We start from the raw sequence: 17,981 nt of genomic DNA, 5'->3' as shown, positions 1-17,981 counted from the left end.
TCGCGGATCAGTCCCGATGCACCTGCAGCCCCGCGGCCGACTGGCTGGTCGGCATCACCTCGATGCGGTTGACGTTGAGGTGCGGCGGCAGGTGGGCGATCCAGGCGACGGTCTCGGCGATGTCCTCGGCCGTGATCGGATGCGCGCCCGTGTACAGCTTGTCCGAGGCGGCCTGATCGCCACCGGTGCGGACCAGGGTGAATTCGGTTTCGGCCATGCCCGGCTCGACCGAGGTCACGCGCACGCCGGTGCCGTGCAGATCGGTGCGCAGGCCCAGCGAGAACTGCGTGACGAAGGCCTTGGTGCCGCCGTAGACGTTGCCACCCTTGTACGGATAGCTGCCCGAGATCGAGCTGATGTTGACGATCGCGCCGCGGCGTTCGATCAGCGCCGGCAGCAGCGCATGCGTCAGCGTCACCAGCGCGGTGACGTTGGTGTCGATCATCTGCCGCCATTCGTCCAGGTCGGCGAACTGCGCCGGTTCGGTGCCCAGCGCCAGGCCGGCGTTGTTGACCAGCAGGTCGATGTCGGCGAAGGCGGCGGGCAGCGCATCGAGCGCCTCTGACATCGCTTCCGCGTCGCGGATGTCGAAGGCGGCTGCATGCGCCTTGTCGGCGCCGAGGCGGTCGACCATTGTCTGCAGCCGCTCCTCGCGTCGGCCGCAGATCACCACGCGCCATCCGTCCTTGACCAGTCGCTCGGCGATGGCTGCGCCGAATCCGGAAGTGGCTCCGGTCACCATGGCTGTTTTCGTCATCCGATCAGTGTAACGGTTCCGCGGCGAATCGCGTGTCGCGGCATGTGCACGGTTTCGCGTTCGTGTGGTCTAGAATCGGGCACATCGGGGGATCGTTGGGGGAATCATGACCGAAGCCATGTATTCGGTGACCGTGACCGGTCAGGTGCAGTCCGGGCGCGATGCGCCGTCGGTGTGGGAGCGGGTGGCGCAGCTGCTGAAGCTGGACGCCATCGCGTTCAGCGAGCGCGTGCTGGCGCGAGTGCCAGTCACCTTGAAGGCCGTGCCGCGCGAGGCGGCGGAACGGCAGCTGGAGGCGCTGACCTCATGCGGCGCCGAGGCCGTGATGCTGGAGGAAGGCGACGCGCCCCGTCTGTGGGTGCGCATGCGCCAGGGCACACGCGGGCCGCTGAGCGTGGCCTATGTCCGCCATGCGCTCGCCGCCGGGCAACTCGCCGCCGACACGCAGGCCTGTGCGCAGGATGCGCAGCAGTGGCGCTCGCTGCGCGAGTGGATGCCGGCACCGGGCGCGCCCGCGCCGATGGCACCGCGCGAGATGCCGGCGTCGGCACCGGCCGCCGCGGCGTCGGACGCGCCCTTGCAGTTGCTGCCGACGAAGTTTGAATACCCGGGCCTGCATGCCGGTTTCTGGCTGCGCTTCCTGGCCTATCTGATCGACACGCTGGCGCTGTGGGTGCCGTTGAGCATTGTCGATGTCGTGCTGATGATTCCTCTCGGCGGGCGTCCGGAACAGGTCGGGGCGACGCTGTTCAGCGTGTATGCGACGAATTTCCTGCTGATGCTGGTTTATTTCGCGTTGTTCGAGTCTTCGCCGCTGCAGGCGACGCCGGGCAAGCTGGCGCTGGGCCTGCGCGTGACCGACGAGTGCGGACGACGCATCGGTTTCTGGCGTGCGCTCGGGCGTTTCGTCGGCAAGCTGTTCTCGGGACTGATCTTGTGCATGGGCTACGTGATGGCCGGCTTCACCGAGCGCAAGCAGGCCCTGCACGACGTGCTGGCCGGTTGCCTGGTGGTGCGCAAGACGCCGCTGGCCGCCTGGCGCGCCGATCCGGGCGCGCCGCCGCTGCCGCGCACCGGTCTGCCGGGCTGGGCGATCGGCCTGATCGTGGTCGGCGTGAGTCTGGTGCCGCTCAGTATTCTCGCCGCGATCGCGATACCGGCCTATCAGCAGTACGTGGTTCGCTCGCAAGTGGCTGAAGGCGCGAACTTGGCGTTTGCGCCGCGCGAGGCCGTGGCCCGCTTCATGCGCGACAAGGATCGCCCGCCGGAGGACAACGCGACGCTGGGTCTGCCCGCGCCGACCAGCATCACCGGACGCTACGTGGCCGAGGTCAAGGTTGATTACGGCGACGTGACGGTGCGTTACGGCGAGCATGCCGCGTCGGTCGTGCGCGACCGGCATCTGCTGTACACGCCGGAGCTGAGTCACGGCGTGGTGGTGTGGAAATGCCTGAGTCCGGATCTGCCGCGCAAGTACCTGCCGCGATCCTGTCGCTGAAGCGCATCGCGCCGCGTGGCTCGAAGCCGCGCGGCGCGGTGGCGATCAGTGTTCCTTCAGCGCGATGGCCTTGATGCCGGCCGAGGCCAGGCGCTGCTTGGCGGCTTCCAGCTTCGCGGCCGAGGCGTAGGGCCCGAGGCGCACGCGGTTCCAGGTCTGGCCGTCGATGGTCACCGGTTTGACGTCGGCGACGAAGCCCTGCAAGGCCAGCTTGGCCTTCATCGATTCGGCGTCGGCCGCGTTCGGGAACGAGCCGACCTGCAGCAGGTAGCCGCCGCTGTCGGCGGGTGCCGGCGTGCCGGGTTGGGCCTCGGCCTTGGCCTGGCGGCTGATCTCGGCATCGGGAATGATGACTTCCTTCTCCGGCAGCACCGAATAGAAGTCGTACTTGGCTTTCTTCTTGACGCCGGTCTGGTCGGCCACGCCTGGTTCGCTGTCGCGCGGCACGGTCGCGTTCGGGTTGGGCTGCGGGCCGTCGTGCTTGCGGCCCATCGGCAGCCAGCCGCCGCGAGTGGCCATGGCCATCAGGATGGCGCCGACGATCAGGCCGATCAGAACCCAGCCCCAGGCCGGGAAACCGCCGTTGCGCACGGCCTGCTTGCTCTTGCGTGCTGCCATTACATGCTCTCCGGGGCATCGAGGCCCAAAAGGTCCAGTCCGTTCACGAGCACCTGACGGGTCGCCGTGACCAGGGTCAGGCGCGCCTGGCGCAGGTCGTCGTCGTCGACCAGGAACTGGTGCGAGTTGTAGTACGTGTGGAACGCCTGCGCCAGTTCGCGCAGCCAGTTCGCCAGCAGGTGCGGTTCGAGCGTGGAAGCCGCCGACTCGACGATCTCCGGATAGCGCGAGAGCTCGGTCATCAGCGCCTGCTCGTGTTCGTTGTCCAGGCGTGCCAGATGCTTGCGGCCTTCGCCGGGATCGAACGCCAGGCCTTTTTCCTTGCACTGGCGCAGCACGCTGCATACGCGAGCATGGGCGTACTGGATGTAGTAGACCGGGTTGTCGTTGGACTGCGAACGCGCCAGGTCGATGTCGAAGGTCAGGTGCGAATCGCCCTTGCGCGAGATCAGGAAGTAGCGCGTGGCATCGCGGCCGACTTCGTCGATCAGGTCGCGCAGGGTCACGTAGCTGCCGGCGCGCTTGGAGATCTTCATCTCCTCGCCACCCTTCATCACCGTGACCATCTGGTGCAGCACGTAGTCCGGGTAACCCTTCGGAATGCCGGCGTCGAGCGCCTGCAGGCCCGCCTTCACGCGCGCCAGCGAGCCGTGGTGATCGGCGCCCAGCTCGGTGATGGCGCGGGTGTAGCCGCGCTGCCACTTGCTGCGGTGGTAGGCCACGTCCGGCACGAAATAGGTGTAGGTGCCGTCGGACTTGCGCATGACGCGGTCCTTGTCGTCGCCGAAGTCCGTGGTCTTCAGCCACAGCGCGCCGCCTTCCTCGTAGGTGTGGCCGTGCGCTTCGAGCTCGCGCACCGTCTCCTCGACCTGGCCGCCTTCGTACAGCGAGGATTCGAGGAAGTAGACGTCGAAGTGGATGCCGAAAGCCTTCAGGTCCAGATCCTGCTCGTGACGCAGGTAGGCCACGGCGAAGTCGCGGATGGCGTCGAGGTTCTCCGGGTCGCGCGCGCCGGTCACGGTGCGGTCGTCGGCCGCGACCGACTCGCCGGCCAGATAGGCGCGCGCCACGTCGGCGATGTACTCGCCGCGGTAGCCGTCCTCGGGCCAGCCGTCGTCACCCGGCGCCAGGCCGCGGCAGCGCGCCTGGGTGGAGATGGCCAGGTTCTGGATCTGCACGCCGGCGTCGTTGTAGTAGAACTCGCGCTTGACGTCCCAGCCGCTGGCGTGGAGCAGGCGCGCAATGCAGTCGCCCAGTGCGCCGCCGCGGCCATGGCCGACGTGCAGCGGTCCGGTCGGGTTGGCGGAGACGAACTCCACGCCGACCACCTGACCGTTGCCCGCGCCGTTGTGGCCGTAGTGCGCGCCGCGGTCCAGCACCTGGCCGATCTCGGCGTGGTAGGCGGCCGGGCTGAGGAAGAAGTTGATGAAGCCCGGTCCGGCGATCTCCACGCGGTCGACCAGCGCGTTTTCCGGCAGCGCGGCGACCAGCGCCTGCGCCAGTTCGCGCGGATTGCGGCGCACCGGGCGCGCCAGCAGCATGGCTGCGTTGGTGGCGAAATCGCCATGTTCGCGGCTGCGCGCGCGCTCGATCACGAAATCGGGCGTTTCCAGGTCGGCGGGTAGCGTGGCGGCATGCTGCAGGACGGCAAAGGCCTGCAACACCAGGTCGTGGAGCTGCTGTTTCACGGTCGGGTTCGGTGATTGCGGGAAGCCGCCATGCTAGCAGCCCGCAGGCCGCGCGAACATCCGCAAGTCGGCGTGCGGACTGACCTTTTGCGGTCGATTTCGGGGCGTGTACAGGCCTGTGGATAACTCTGTGGGCAAGGCGGAGCGTTCGCTGTGGCGTCTGGACTTCACGCTCGGTTCATCAGGATGAAGATCAAAAAAGATCATTTAAAACATGTATTTATTGATTTTTCCTTGCACTTTCGGTCAGCTTGAAGTTCTAAGTGACCGTTTTGTGAAATTGTGCATAAGTGTGTGGCGGAGGGGCGAGAAAGCGTTTTCGCCCGCCTCGGGATGTCATACGCCAGTCATGCGCTCGCGGCACACTGCCGTCGGCGCTGGAGCGGGTCGGGACGCCCGTCCCAGCGCTTTCGCACTTGCCCGTGGCGCAACTCCCCCGCTGATCGGGACGGTGGTCGCTGATCTCCTCCAAAGAACTCGCGACGAAGTCTGTGCGCGGCTCCGGCCGCGCTTTTTTTTTGCGTGTCGTCCGGGCCCCGGGGCTCAGATCAGGCCGCGCGCCGCCATCGACACCGGCAGGCCGCTACCGACGACCAGATGGTCCAGCACGCGCACGTCGATCATCTGCAGCGCTTCGCGCAGTTGCAGGGTGAGCGTGCGGTCGGCGGCGCTCGGCTCGGCCACGCCCGAGGGGTGGTTGTGGGCGAAGATCACGGCCGCCGCGTTGTGCCGCATGCAGGCGCGCACGACTTCGCGAGGATGCACGCTGGCACCGTCGATGGTGCCGCGGAACAGCTCCTCGAAGCCGAGCACGCGGTGCCGGTTGTCCAGATACAGGCAGGCGAACACCTCGTGCGGGTGGTCGCGCAGACGCGCTTTCAGGTAGGCCGCGCTGTCGACCGGGTCGAGTAGCGGCGCGCCGCGTTCGAGTTCCTCGCCCAGCGCGCGCCGCGCCAGTTCCAGGCTCGCGCACAGGCGTGCGTGCTTGGCCGGCCCGAGGCCGGACATCCGCGGCGGTTCGGTGCCGGCCATCAGCGAAGCCAGCCCGCCGCCGCTCTGCAGCAGCTCGCGTCCCAGGGCCACGGCGTCCTTGCCGCGCACGCCGCTGCCCAGCAGCACGGCCAGGAGTTCGGCGTCGCTGAGCGCGGCGGCGCCGCGGGTCAGCAGGCGTTCGCGGGGTTGTTCGCTGCGCGGCCAGTCGGCGATTGCCATAGGTACTCCGTTGCGGAATCGAATGCGCAGCGTGCCAAGGACGGTGCACGACGGACAGCAGCGTACGCGGGCGAATCCGGTAAGCTACGGGCTTGCTTGTCTGTCAGCGAGTTCCGACATGAGTCTGGCCCAACGTCGCCTCCTTCTCGGCGTGTCCGGCGGCATCGCCGCCTACAAGGCCTGCGAGCTGGTTCGCCGCCTGCGCGAGGCCGGCGCCGAGGTGCGCGTGGTGATGACCGAAGGCGCGGAACATTTCGTCACCGCCACCACGTTCCAGGCGCTGTCCGGCCAGCCGGTGCGCACCAGTCTGTGGGATGAACAGGCCGAAGCCGCGATGGGTCACATCGAGCTGGCGCGCTGGGCCGACCGCATCCTGATCGCGCCCGCTTCGGCCGACACGCTGGCGCGTCTGGCGCACGGCATGGCCGACGATCTGCTCAGCACCGTGTGCCTGGCCAGCGCCGCGCCGCTGCACGTGGCGCCGGCGATGAACCAGCAGATGTGGGCGCATCCCGCCGTGCAGGCGAATATGGGCATCCTGCGCGCGCGCGGCGTACAGGTGCACGGCCCGGGTCGAGGCGATCAGGCCTGCGGCGAGGTCGGCGCCGGGCGCATGCTCGAAGCCGCCGAGTTGCGCGATGCGCTGGCGGCCAGCTTCAACGACGGCCCGCTGCGCGGCGTGCGGGTACTGATCAGCGCCGGACCGACCTTCGAGGACATCGATCCGGTGCGTTATCTGGGCAACCGCAGTTCCGGCCGCATGGGCTACGCCGTGGCGGCCGCGGCCGCGGCCGCCGGTGCGGAGGTCTGTCTGGTGTCCGGGCCGGTGTGCCTGGATACGCCGGCCGGCGTGGCGCGCCGCATCGACGTGCGCAGCGCGCAGCAGATGTACGACGCCGTGTTGACCGAAGCGCGCGCCAGCGACATCTACATCGCGGCGGCGGCAGTGGGCGACTACCGCCCGAAGGGCGTCGCCGAGCACAAGATGAAGAAGCGCGATGGTGCGCCGCTGACGCTGGAACTGGCGGAAAATCCGGACATCCTCGCCGCGGTCGCCGCGCTCGACGCATCGCCGTTCCTGGTCGGTTTCGCCGCCGAGACCCGCGACGTGGAGACCTACGCACGCGACAAGCTCGAACGCAAGAAGCTCGACATGATCGCCGCCAACCAGGTCGGCGGCGGCCTGGGCTTCGAGGCCGAGGACAACGCCCTGACCCTGATCGACCGACAGGGTAGCGAAACGCTGCCGCGCTGCGACAAGCGTGAACTGGCGCAGGCCCTGATCGCCCGCATCGCTGCACAATTCCACGCCCAACGACCATCGCCGAACGCATGATCGACGTAGAACTGAAGATTCTCGACCCCCGGCTGGGCAAGGACATTCCGCTGCCCGCCTACGCCACCGAGGGCAGCGCGGGTATGGACCTGCGCGCTGCGATCGACGAGCCGCTGACGTTGGAGCCGGGCGAAACCGCACTGGTACCGAGCGGTCTGGCCATCCACATCGGCGATCCGCGCTGGTGCGCGCTGATCCTGCCGCGCTCCGGACTGGGCCACAAGCACGGCCTCGTGCTGGGCAACCTGACCGGCCTGATCGACGCCGACTACCAGGGGCCGTTGATGATCTCGTGCTGGAATCGGGGCGCACAAGCGTTCACCATGCAACCGGGCGACCGCATCGCGCAGTTGATGTTCATGCCGGTCGCGCAGGCTAGATGGCGCGTGGTCGAGGCATTCGATCCGAGTCGTCGCGGGGGTGGCGGATTCGGTTCCACGGGCGTGAGCTGAGCCGGGAGAGGTAGATGAACAAGAGTGCAAACCTGCAGATGGATGCGCTCAAGCAGCTGTTGCAGCGCCTTTGGCAGCTGGCCGCGGCGACCGTGCTGATTGCGGCAGCGGCGTTCTGCGGCTGGCAGACCTGGCTCATCGCCGGCAAGAGCGGCGAGGTCGATCGTGTGCGCAGCGCGCAAAAGCAGGCGGTCGATCAACTCTCGATCCTGCTGCGCGCCGGCCGCGACAAGGTGCAGGCCATGACCGACGACAGCGGCGTGCGCGACGACCTGAAGTCGGGTGATGCGGCCGGCCGCGAAGCGGCGGCCAAGCGCGCGGCGGTGCTGCTGCCGGAAGCCGAGCAGATTGCCTTCTTCAGCGCCAGCCTCGACGAGGTGGTGCATGCCAACTACGACAAGTTCGGCTATTCGCGCGCCGCACAGTTGCTGGCCGCGCAGAGCGACGGCACGCAACCGCTGATGCAGGCCAGTTTCACGAAGCAGCATGCGGTGCTCACCCTGGCGCGACAGGTCGGCAGCACGGATGCGCCGCTTGGCTATGTGTGGGTCGAGCTTCCGTTCGCGCCGGTGCGCGACATGCTGGGCCGGATCGACCCCGGCATGGGGCGCCTGGAACTGCGCCTGGGCGACGGTGGCGACGGCTTGCTGCTTACCCGTCACGGTCGAACCAGCGCGCGTATCCCGGATGGCGATGCGGGGATGCAGATACCGGGGACGCGTCTGCGGGTGATCGCGGCGTTGCCCGAAGCGTGGATCGTGCTGCCGGATTCGCTCATGTTCAGCGGCGCTCTGACATTGTTGTGCCTGGCCGCAGCAGCAGGCCTGTTGTGGATCCGCCATCGCTCCATGAAGTTGTATGCCATGCCGAAGCAAAGGGAACCTGTCTTGTCCGATGTAGTGGAAAACGAAAACGCCGCCGAAACCGCGACCGCCGCGAGTAGACAGGCGAAGAAAGACGCCGTCGCGGCGTCGCCCGCCGCCACTCGCGCCGTCAACCGCAGCATCTTCCGCGCCTACGACATCCGTGGCGTGGTGGGTACCGATATCGATGCCGATGTCGCGCGCCTGATCGGTCTGGCCATTGGCAGCGTGATGCAGGACAAGGGGCTGAAGGAAATCGTCGTCGGTCGCGACGGCCGTCTGTCCGGCCCGGAGCTGTCCGAGGCGCTGGCGCAGGGCCTGCGCGAGGCCGGCATCGACGTCATCGACATTGGCGCGGTGCCGACGCCGCTGGTGTATTTCGCGGCCTACCATTTCAACACCGGCTCCGGCGTCGCCGTGACCGGCAGTCACAATCCGCCGGACTACAACGGCTTCAAGATCGTGGTCGGCGGCGAGACGCTGTCCGAGGGCGCGATCCAGGATCTGTACGAGCGCATCGCCGAGAACCGCCTGCAAAGCGGCGGCAGCGGTGAGCTGCGGCGCATGGACGTGGTTGGCGAATACATCGACCGCATCGCCGACGACGTGCAGGCCGAGCGTCCGCTGAAGGTCGTGGTCGACGCCGGCAACGGCATCGCCGGCGCTATCGGACCGCAGGTGCTGCAAGCCATCGGTTGCCAGGTCGTGCCGCTGTACTGCGAGGTCGACGGCGAATTCCCCAACCATCACCCCGATCCCTCCGATCCGCACAATCTGGAGGATCTGATCCTTTCGGTGAAGAGTACCGGCGCGGATCTGGGCGTGGCTTTCGACGGCGACGGCGACCGTCTCGGCGTGGTCACGCGCGAGGGCGAGATCATCTATCCCGACCGTCTGCTGATGCTGTTCGCGCGCGACGTGCTGGTGCGCAATCCGGGCGCGACGATCATCTACGACGTCAAGTGCACGGGCCACTTGCAGAGCGACATCCTCAACGCCGGCGGCAGCCCGATGATGTGGCGCACCGGGCATTCGCTGATCAAGGCCAAGATGCGCGAGACCGAGGCGCTGCTGGCCGGCGAGATGAGCGGCCACTTCTTCTTCCGCGAGCGCTGGTTCGGTTTCGACGACGGCATCTACGCGGCCGCGCGATTGCTGGAGGTGATCGCCGGCGATCTGGAGGAGCGTAGCGCCGAGGAGATTTTCGCCACCCTACCGAAGGGCGTCTCGACCCCGGAACTGAAGATTCACATGCAGGAAGGCGAGCACTACGCCTTCATCAAGAAATTCAGCGAGAAGGCCGAATTCGAGGGCGCGCGGCTGACCACCATCGACGGCGTGCGCGCGGACTGGAAGGACGGCTGGGGTCTGGTGCGCGCGTCCAACACCACGCCGGTGCTGGTGCTGCGTTTCGACGCCGACGACGAGGCGGCGCTGCAGCGCATCCAGCAGACCTTCCGCGAACAGCTGCTCGCGGTCGATCCGGAGCTGAAGCTGCCGTTCTGATGGATCGCCCGTTCGTCCGCGACGAAGCGCACGGCTTCGTCGCGGACGGTGCGCGCGTCAGGGCGTTTGAGCGTCCTCGGCGGCGCGCAGTTTGCGGTAGCGCGCGAGCAGTTCTTCGACGTGCTTCTCGGCGTCGACCTTGGCCTGCTGCTGACGCGCCAGCGTGGCGCGCTGTTCGGTCACGGCCTTGCGCTGGGTGTCGATGCGCTGGTTGAGAAATGCCGGCACCGGCTTGCCGTCGTGCTTGATGTCGGCCGCGTGCGACAGCAGATCGGCCAGATTCTGTTCCTGCGCGTGCAGGTTGATCTGCGTGGTGCGGATCGCCTGGGTCAGCTCGTTGATCTCGGCTTGCTGGGCGTCGCGGAAGACCTGTTCGTTGGGATACGCCGACAGCATCTGCATGTCCTGTGCGTGCTGACGTTCGGCGGCGGCCTGGGCGGCATCGGCCTTGGCCTGCGCGGCCTCGGCGACCTTGCGCTCCTCCGGACTCAGCTGACGCTGTACGTGGCGCACCACCAGACCGCTGCTGTTGATGACGTCGTAGCCGTTCTTGATGGCCTCGTTGTTGAGGCTGTCGCTGAAATGCTGCAGGCCGCTGTCGTCGCGCCAGCTGTAGCGGTAGCTCTCCGGATTCTTGGCCTGCCAGGCAAGCGCGGACGCGCTGCAGGCCAGCAGGCCGATCAGGACGAGACGGGATGTGGTGTTGTGCATGGACGATCCTCCGAGGATCGAGTATAGCCGTGCGGTGATGCCGGTTTGTATGCGGCCGCGCACAGGTTGTTCGAGGGTTCAGTCGCTGCCGTAGCGATCGCGGTAGGCCTGCAGGCGCTCGCGTTCGGCGGCCAGTTCGGGGCGCTGCGCGGCGTAGCTGAGCACGTCGGCGAAGCCGGCGATGGCAACCACGGGCACGCCTTCCTGCGCGGTCAGTTCCTGCGCGGCCGAGCGCGTTCCTTCGCCGCGTTCCTGGCGGTCCAGCGCGATCAGCACGCCGGCCGGCGTGGCGCCATGGGCGCGGATCAGCGCCAGCGACTCGCGCACGGCGGTGCCGGCGGTCATCACGTCGTCGACGATCAGCACGCGGCCCTGCAGCGGCGCACCGACCAGGCTGCCGCCTTCGCCGTGATCCTTGGCTTCCTTGCGGTTGTAGGCGAACGGCAGATCGCGGCCGTGCGCATCGGCCAGCGCGATGGCGGTCGCCGCCGCCAGCGGAATGCCCTTGTAGGCCGGGCCGAACAGCATGTCGAAGTCCAGCGGCGAGGCCACGGCGGCATCGGCGTAGGCGCGGCCGAGCTGACCCAGCGCGGCGCCGGAGGCGATCTGGCCGAGGTTGAAGAAATACGGGCTGATCCGCCCCGACTTCAGGGTGAACTCGCCGAAGCGCAGCACGCCCCGATCCAGGGCAAGTTCGATGAATTGGCGCTGGTGCGCTTGCATGGACATCTCCCGGGCACGAAAAGGGCCGGAAGCCGGCCCTGCGAGATTGTTATGATGCCGCAACCTTCACTGGAACGTCGCGCATGCGCATCATCAGTCTCAACGCCAACGGCATCCGCTCGGCGGAACGCAAGGGTTTCTTCGAGTGGTTCGAGCAGCAGGACGCCGACTTTTTGTGCCTGCAGGAAACCAAGGCGCGCACGCATCAGCTGGTCGACGACCCGGCGTTCACCCGCGACGGCTACCACGACTGCTTCCACGATGCGCGCAGCAAGAAGGGCTACAGCGGCGTGGCAATCTACTCGCGCGAACAGCCGGACGAGATTCGCACCGAGCTGGGCCGCGAGGACTTCGACTGCGAGGGCCGCTACATCGAGGCGCGCTTCGGCAATCTCAGCGTGGTGTCGCTGTACTTTCCGTCCGGTTCGTCCGGCGACGAGCGTCAGCAGTACAAGTTCCGCATCATGGAATGGTTCGCGCCGGTGCTCGACGAATGGCTGAACAGCGGCCGCGACTACGTGGTCTGCGGTGACTGGAACATCGTGCGCAGCGAACTGGACATCAAGAACTGGAAGTCCAACCAGAAGAATTCGGGCTGCCTGCCCGAAGAGCGCGACTGGATGAACGACCTGATCGACACGCGCGGCTGGGTCGACACCTTCCGCGCGTTGAAGCCGGACACGGTCGAGTACACCTGGTGGTCCAACCGCGGTCGCGCGCGCGAGAACAACGTCGGCTGGCGCATCGACTACCAGCTGGCGACGCCGTCGCTGCGCGAGCGGCTGCAATCCTGTTCGATCTATCGCGACGAACGCTTCTCCGATCACGCGCCGTTCACCGTGGACTACGACGCATGACCGCCGCCAAACCGCGTGGCTGGCGCGGCATCATGCAGGCGTTCGCCACGCCGTCGGCGGGCACGCTGTGCCTGCTGGGATTCGGTTCGGGGCTGCCGTTCCTGCTGATCGGCTACACGGTCTCGATCTGGCTGCGCGAGTACGGCCTGACGTTGGGCGCGATCGGCCTGTTCAGTTACGTCAGCTTCTTCTACGTGTTCAAGTTCCTCTGGGCGCCGCTGCTGGATCGCTGGAAGGCGCCCATTCTGGGCTTTCTCGGCCGCCGTCGCGGTTGGCTGGCGCTCTCGCAGATCGTGTTGATCGCGGCGCTGGTGGGCATGGCGAGCACCGGCCCCGCGCAGCTGGATCTGTTCGTGGGCATGGCGATGCTGGCCGGTTTCTCCGGCGCCACGCAGGACACCATGATCGACGCCTACCGCATCGAGATCGCGCCGCAGGAAGCGCAGGCCGCGCTGGCTGCGACGTACACGCTGGGGTATCGCTTCGGCCTGATTTTGTCCGGTGCCGGCGCGCTGTACATCGCCGCGTACAGCAGCTGGCACGTGGCCTATCTGCTGATGGCCGCCTCGTTGCTGGCGCCGCTGCTGACCACGCTGGCGATGCGCGAACCGGACGCGATCCGCGTGCGCGAGCGGGTCAGTTTCCAGGCCTCCTTCGTCGAACCGTTCCGCGATTTCTTCCGCCGGCACGGTGCGATCGTCGCGATCGCGTTGCTGCTTTTCGTCGGTCTGTTCAAGCTGCCGGATCAGATGCTGGGCGTGATCAATGGACCGTTCTACATCGACACGGGCTACACCAAGGATCAGATCGCCACGGTCTCGAAGGTGTACGGCGTATGGATCGGCATTGCCGGCGCGTTTCTCGGCGGCGTGTCGGTGGCGGGGCTGGGGCTGAAGCGCTCGCTCTACATCGCCGCGCTGGGCGTGGCGCTGTCCAATCTGCTGTACCTGCTGATGGCGCAGCATCCGGGCCAGACCTGGGCGTTCATCGCGGCGATTTCCGGCGACAATTCGACGCTGGGGTTCGCTGGCGTGGTGCTGGTCGCCTTCCTGTCCTCGCTGACCAGCATGGAATTCACCGCCACGCAGTACGCCCTGCTCAGTTCGCTGGCCAATCTGCCGGGCAAGCTGATCGGCGGTTTCTCCGGCTTCCTGGTCGAGCGATGGACCTACTCGGGTTTCTACATCTTCAGCGCGCTCTCGGTGCTGCCGACGCTGCTGTTGCTGGCATGGCTGTCACGGCGCATGTCGCTGGATCGCAGCGCCGGGGCCGACGACGAGGCTGCCAAGGCGTCGCAAAACTGACACAATAGGGCGCACAGGGGGCATGCTGCGCGGAGGAGGTTTCGCACGTGCCGGACATCGTAGTACGCCATATTGACGACGCCATGGCGACGCGCATCAAGGAGATCGCGCGCGACCGCAAGTGGTCGATCAACGACGTGGTGCTTCACGCCATGCGTAGCGGCCTGGGCCTGGGCGGCGAGGTGCTGGGCGCCGAACGCGAATTTCGTAGTATCGCGAAACTGGCCGGAACCTGGCAGTCCGAGGAGACGGCCGCGTTCGAGGAAGCGCTCGAGGCGCTGGCTGCCGCGCCGGAAGGTCAGTTGGCGGGCAAGCCCCGTTCCGGGGGCTGAGACTTAGCGCCGTGGTGCTGCATGGATCGCGCCGAGCAGGCGCAATCCCGCGGCGCCGGTCACGCTGGGCAGATTGCCCGGTTCGCCGCGCAGTCGACGGTAGGCCAGCCAGGCGAACCCCATCGATTCGACATGATCGGGCGCCACGCCCAGCGTTTCGCTGCTGACGACCCGGCATGGCGCCAGGCGTTTCGCCAGCGCGTCCATCAGTGCGCGGTTGTGCACGCCGCCGCCGCACACGATCAGATCGTCCGCCTGCGCCGCTTCGCGGCGTACGGCGTCGGCCACGCTGCGCACGGTCAACTCCAGCAAGGTGGCCTGCACGTCGGCCGGCGCCATCGCGTCGATGTCGCCGTGGGCGCGCAGCCAGTCCAGATGGAACACTTCGCGGCCGGTGCTTTTCGGCGCGGGCAGCGCGAAGTACGGATCGTTCAGCAAGGCTTCCAGCAGGGCTTCGTCGACCGTGCCGCCGGCAGCGATGGCGCCGTCGCGATCGAAGGGCTGGTGGTAGGTCTGGGCGCACCAGGCGTCCATCAGGCCGTTGGCCGGGCCGGTGTCGAAGCCGATCACGCGACCGTCCGGATGCAGCACGCTGAGATTGGCGATGCCGCCGAGGTTCAGCACGCCGCGCACGTACGCGTCGGTGCCGAGCACCGCGGCATGGAAGGCCGGCATCAGTGGCGCACCCTGACCGCCGGCGGCGACGTCGGCGCGACGGAAGTCGGCCACGGTGTCGATGCTGGTGCGTTCGGCGATGACGCTGGGGTCGCCGATCTGCAGCGTGAAGGGTTGTTTGCCTCCGATGCGGTGACGCACCGTCTGGCCGTGCGAACCGATGGCGCGCACGGCGGCGGGCAACACGTCGGCTTCCTGCAGCAGGCGCTGCACGGCCTCGGCGAAGCACTGACCGATGGCCACATCGAGACGGCCGTAGGCGTCGAGGTCGAGCAGGCGGTTGCCCTGCGAGACGTCGAGAATGTCTTCGCGCAAAGCATCCGGCCACAGGTGCGTGCGCGCGTGGATCAGCTCGGTATGCGGTTGGAAACGGCACAGCGCGGCGTCGATGCCGTCCGCGCTGGTGCCGGAGATCAGGCCGACATACAGCGCGGCTTCGGTATCGGACATGCGCGCGTCAGTCGGTCTGCGGCGTGCGCTTGCCGGCGTCGCTGCGGTTGGCCAGGCGGATATTCGCGTCGAGGGTATCGATGCGCGCCAGCATCGGCTGCATCTGCTGCTTGAACTGCGCCAGCAGCTTCGGCTCCAGCGGCTTCGGCTTCGGCATCGTCACCGTCAGCGGGTTCACCTGGTGGCCGTTGACGCGCACTTCGTAGTGCAGATGCGGTCCGGTCGCCAGGCCGGTCATGCCGACGTAGCCGATCACCTGGCCCTGGCTCACGCGCGAACCCACGTGCAGGCCGGGCGCGAAGCGCGACATGTGCGCGTAGGCCGTCGAGTATTTGGCGTCGTGCTTGATCAGGATGAAGCGGCCGAAGCCGCGCTCCCAGCCGCGGTAGCGGATCACGCCGTTGCCGGCGGCATGGATCGGCGTGCCGCGCGGCGCGGCGTAGTCCACGCCCTTGTGCGCGCGGGTGTAGCCGAGGATCGGATGATTGCGGGCCAGGCTGAAGCGCGAGGAGATGCGCGAGAACTTCACCGGCGTGCGCAGCAGCGCCTTCTGCAGCGGGCGGCCGTCTTCGCTGTAGTAGCCGAAAGTACCGTCCGGGCGCTGGAAGCGGAATGCGGTGTAGCGCTGGCCGCGGTTGTAGAACTCCGCGGCGATGATGTCGCCGCCGTGCAGGTAAGCGCCGTCGCGCCAGACATCGTCGTAGACCACGGTGAAGCGGTCGCCGCTGCGGATGTCCTTGATGAAGTCGATGTCGTACTTGAACACGTCGGCCAGCTTCACCACCATAGCCTCGCTGAGGCCGGCCTGGCTGGCGGCGCCGAACAGCGACGACTGGATCACGCCGTGCGCGATGTGCTCGCGCCGCTCCAGCTCGCGCGCCTGCACGTGGCGCGTGACCTCGCCGTTGGCGAAGCGCAGCGTGACGCGATGGCCGCCGTCGGCGTCGAAGCGCAGGGCTTCCAGCGCGCCGTTGGCGTCGGTCAGGTAGGCGAACTCGTCACCGGGGTGCAGGTCGTGCAGCGTGCCTGACTTCTTGGTCGCCTGCAGCGCCAGGTTCAGGTCGCTGTAGTCGAGTCCGTGCGATTCGAACAGGCCCGATAGCGTCTGGCCCGGCTGCACGCGCATCACCTGCCAGTTCTCCACCGGCTTGCGCGCCGGCTGCGGCGGCAGCACGGGCAGGTCCAGCGGCATCTCCGTGTAGGTGGTCACCGTGGAGCGGTGCTTCATCGCGCTCGCCCACGCCGGCATGATCAGCGCCGACAGCACCACCAGCAGCACCGCGGCAGCGCCCAGCATCCAGCGTTCGCGCGACCAATGCAGCGGAGGTCCCGGATCGGACGGACCGAGGGACCAATGGGTGTATCGTTGATAGAAGTGCTGATGCCGGCGCTGTGCCTTGCGGCGCATCGCCTGGCGGCGCGCGTGATGCGCGACCGAGGGACCCCGAGCCATGATCTAGTTTCCCGCCCCTGTATGCCGAAAGGAGTACGAATACAGGCTACGATAACGAGGGCCGGGAAACGCCGTCAACGCCTTTTTTTTCAAAGCGTTGCGCTCATCACCTCGGTTAACGCACAATTAACTGCATTCAGGTCGAGCCGCTTCCCGGTACGGCCCATACCACCCCCGCAGGACACGAGGTTTTCATGAGCGACATCGAGGGCGCGCTGGCGCTGATCGGCCGCGGCGCCGACGAGATCATCAAGGAAGAGGAGCTTGAAAAGCGTCTCGGGGAAGGTCGCCCGCTGCGCATCAAGGCCGGTTTCGACCCGACCGCGCCGGATCTGCACGTCGGTCACACGGTGCTGCTCAACAAGATGCGCCAGTTCCAGGATCTGGGGCATCAGGTGATTTTCCTGATCGGCGACTTCACCGGCATGATCGGCGACCCGACCGGCAAGAACGCCACGCGCAAGCCGCTCACGCCCGAGCAGGTCAAGGCCAACGCCGAGACCTACGCCGCGCAGGTCTACAAGGTGCTCGACAAAAAGCGCACCGAACTGCGCTTCAACAGCGAATGGTTCGGCGGCATGAGCGCGGCGGACATGATTCGCCTGGCTTCGCAGCACACCGTGGCGCGCATGCTCGAGCGCGACGATTTCGACAAACGCTACAAGGCGCAGCAGCCCATCGCCATCCATGAATTCCTGTATCCGCTGGTGCAGGGCTACGACTCGGTGGCGCTGAAGGCCGACGTCGAGTTGGGCGGCACCGACCAGAAATTCAATCTGCTGATGGGGCGCGCGCTGCAGGAACATTACGGACAACCGCCGCAGGTGGTGCTGACCATGCCGCTGCTGGAAGGTCTGGACGGCGTCAACAAGATGTCCAAGTCGCTGGGCAACTACATCGGCATCGACGAGCCGGCGATCGACATCGTCACCAAGACCATGAAGATCGGCGACGAGCTGATGTGGCGCTGGTTCGAGTTGCTGAGCTTCGATGTGTCGCTGGACGAGTTGGCGACGATGAAGCGCGATATCGAGAGCGGTCAGCTCAACCCGCGCGACGCCAAGCTGCGCCTGGCGCGTGAACTGGCGGCGCGCTTCCACGATGCGGCGGCGGCCGAACAGGCCATCGCCGGCTGGCATGCCGTGGTGCGCGGCGAGGGCGACACCTCGCTGCTGCCGCTCGACGAGATCGCCGTGCCCGAGGAAGGCCTGCGTCTGCCGGCACTGCTGACGGCGGCGGGGCTGACCAAGTCCAATTCCGAGGCCAATCGCAAGCTCAAGGAGCGCGCGGTGCGCATCGATGGCGATGTCGTCGAGGATGCGCAACGTGTGTTCGAGGCGGGCTTCGAAGGCGTGCTGCAGATCGGCAAGCGCAACTTCGCGCGGGTGCTGCTCAAGCGCGGCTGAAAAATTTTTTCATCGATTTCGCACGAAGGGCTTGCGCTTCGTGCGACGCCTCCCTAAGATGCGCGGCTCGCCAATGCACAGGCGGCTCGCGGCCCGTTTCCGGCGATGCAAATTTCCCTGAAAAAGGGTGTTGACGGAAA

16 protein-coding genes are annotated in these 17,981 nt (G+C 67.1%); 8 read left to right on the top strand and 8 right to left on the bottom strand.

The genetic code is table 11. The annotated features are described in order from the left end of the window. Positions 1-7: 7 nt before the first annotated feature. Positions 8-757: an SDR family NAD(P)-dependent oxidoreductase gene (locus LF63_RS00120; protein WP_043098798.1), complete on the bottom strand. Its 750-nt coding sequence runs from the start codon at positions 755-757 to the stop codon at positions 8-10. Between the two features lie 106 nt (positions 758-863). On the opposite strand from LF63_RS00120, the gene LF63_RS15035 reads away from it, so the two are divergent. Beyond that, on the top strand, positions 864-2,255 hold the full coding sequence (locus LF63_RS15035; protein ID WP_052394431.1) for an RDD family protein: 1,392 nt from the start codon (positions 864-866) through the stop codon (positions 2,253-2,255). A gap of 45 nt (positions 2,256-2,300) precedes the next feature. Here LF63_RS15035 and LF63_RS00110 read toward each other — a convergent pair whose 3' ends face one another. The 3 genes from LF63_RS00110 to radC form a co-directional block, all read right to left on the bottom strand. Further along, positions 2,301-2,873 carry an SPOR domain-containing protein gene (locus LF63_RS00110; protein ID WP_043098797.1) on the bottom strand — a complete coding sequence of 191 codons (573 nt, stop codon included), beginning with the start codon at positions 2,871-2,873 and terminating at the stop codon, positions 2,301-2,303. Further along, on the bottom strand, positions 2,873-4,561 hold the full coding sequence (gene argS / locus LF63_RS00105) for an arginine--tRNA ligase (protein WP_043098796.1): 1,689 nt from the start codon (positions 4,559-4,561) through the stop codon (positions 2,873-2,875). The genes LF63_RS00110 and argS overlap by 1 nt, the downstream gene beginning before the upstream one ends. Before the next feature lie 543 nt (positions 4,562-5,104). Further along, on the bottom strand, positions 5,105-5,773 hold the full coding sequence (gene radC / locus LF63_RS00100; protein ID WP_043098794.1) for a RadC family protein: 669 nt from the start codon (positions 5,771-5,773) through the stop codon (positions 5,105-5,107). A gap of 118 nt (positions 5,774-5,891) precedes the next feature. Between radC and coaBC the strand changes: the two genes are divergently transcribed. Genes coaBC through LF63_RS16370 form a run of 3 tightly spaced genes read left to right on the top strand, consistent with a single transcriptional unit; the run spans position 5,892 to position 9,930 of the window. Beyond that, positions 5,892-7,109, top strand: a complete 1,218-nt coding sequence (coaBC, locus tag LF63_RS00095) for a bifunctional phosphopantothenoylcysteine decarboxylase/phosphopantothenate--cysteine ligase CoaBC (RefSeq protein WP_043098792.1) — start codon at positions 5,892-5,894, stop codon at positions 7,107-7,109. Next, the gene (dut, locus tag LF63_RS00090; protein WP_043098790.1) at positions 7,106-7,561 is read left to right on the top strand and encodes a dUTP diphosphatase; all 456 of its coding nucleotides are present in this window, start codon (positions 7,106-7,108) and stop codon (positions 7,559-7,561) included. The genes coaBC and dut overlap by 4 nt, the downstream gene beginning before the upstream one ends. 14 nt (positions 7,562-7,575) lie before the next feature. After that, positions 7,576-9,930 (top strand): phosphomannomutase/phosphoglucomutase, encoded by a 2,355-nt coding sequence (locus LF63_RS16370; protein ID WP_043098788.1) that lies wholly within the window; start codon positions 7,576-7,578, stop codon positions 9,928-9,930. 57 nt (positions 9,931-9,987) lie between these two features. Here the strand turns inward: LF63_RS16370 and LF63_RS00080 are convergent, their stop codons facing one another. Beyond that, positions 9,988-10,641 carry a hypothetical protein gene (locus tag LF63_RS00080; protein WP_043098786.1) on the bottom strand — a complete coding sequence of 218 codons (654 nt, stop codon included), beginning with the start codon at positions 10,639-10,641 and terminating at the stop codon, positions 9,988-9,990. 78 nt (positions 10,642-10,719) lie between these two features. Beyond that, positions 10,720-11,364, bottom strand: coding sequence for an orotate phosphoribosyltransferase (pyrE, locus tag LF63_RS00075; RefSeq protein ID WP_043098784.1), 645 nt, complete (start codon positions 11,362-11,364; stop codon positions 10,720-10,722). 83 nt (positions 11,365-11,447) lie between these two features. On the opposite strand from pyrE, the gene LF63_RS00070 reads away from it, so the two are divergent. Genes LF63_RS00070 through LF63_RS00060 form a run of 3 tightly spaced genes read left to right on the top strand, consistent with a single transcriptional unit; the run spans position 11,448 to position 13,857 of the window. Then, positions 11,448-12,221 (top strand): exodeoxyribonuclease III, encoded by a 774-nt coding sequence (locus tag LF63_RS00070; RefSeq protein WP_043098782.1) that lies wholly within the window; start codon positions 11,448-11,450, stop codon positions 12,219-12,221. Then, a complete protein-coding gene (locus tag LF63_RS00065) occupies positions 12,218-13,525 on the top strand; it encodes an AmpG family muropeptide MFS transporter (protein ID WP_043098780.1) in 1,308 nt (435 codons plus the stop codon). Before LF63_RS00070 ends, LF63_RS00065 begins: the two co-directional genes overlap by 4 nt. Positions 13,526-13,572: 47 nt before the next feature. Further along, positions 13,573-13,857: a hypothetical protein gene (locus LF63_RS00060; protein ID WP_043098778.1), complete on the top strand. Its 285-nt coding sequence runs from the start codon at positions 13,573-13,575 to the stop codon at positions 13,855-13,857. Positions 13,858-13,860: 3 nt separating this feature from the next. On the opposite strand, the gene LF63_RS00055 is transcribed toward LF63_RS00060, so the two are convergent. Together LF63_RS00055 and LF63_RS00050 are read right to left on the bottom strand one after the other, a co-directional pair. Then, a complete protein-coding gene (locus tag LF63_RS00055) occupies positions 13,861-14,982 on the bottom strand; it encodes an anhydro-N-acetylmuramic acid kinase (RefSeq protein ID WP_043098776.1) in 1,122 nt (373 codons plus the stop codon). A gap of 7 nt (positions 14,983-14,989) precedes the next feature. Continuing rightward, on the bottom strand, positions 14,990-16,435 hold the full coding sequence (locus tag LF63_RS00050; RefSeq protein ID WP_043098774.1) for an OapA family protein: 1,446 nt from the start codon (positions 16,433-16,435) through the stop codon (positions 14,990-14,992). 194 nt (positions 16,436-16,629) lie between these two features. Between LF63_RS00050 and tyrS the strand changes: the two genes are divergently transcribed. Further along, a complete protein-coding gene (gene tyrS / locus LF63_RS00045; protein WP_043098771.1) occupies positions 16,630-17,841 on the top strand; it encodes a tyrosine--tRNA ligase in 1,212 nt (403 codons plus the stop codon). The last annotated feature ends 140 nt before the right edge of the window (positions 17,842-17,981 follow it).

Source organism: Oleiagrimonas soli (assembly GCF_000761445.1).
Lineage (GTDB): Bacteria > Pseudomonadota > Gammaproteobacteria > Xanthomonadales > Rhodanobacteraceae > Oleiagrimonas > Oleiagrimonas soli.
The sequence above is the reverse complement of the archived record's forward strand: the minus strand, read 5'-3'. Positions and strand labels throughout refer to the sequence as shown.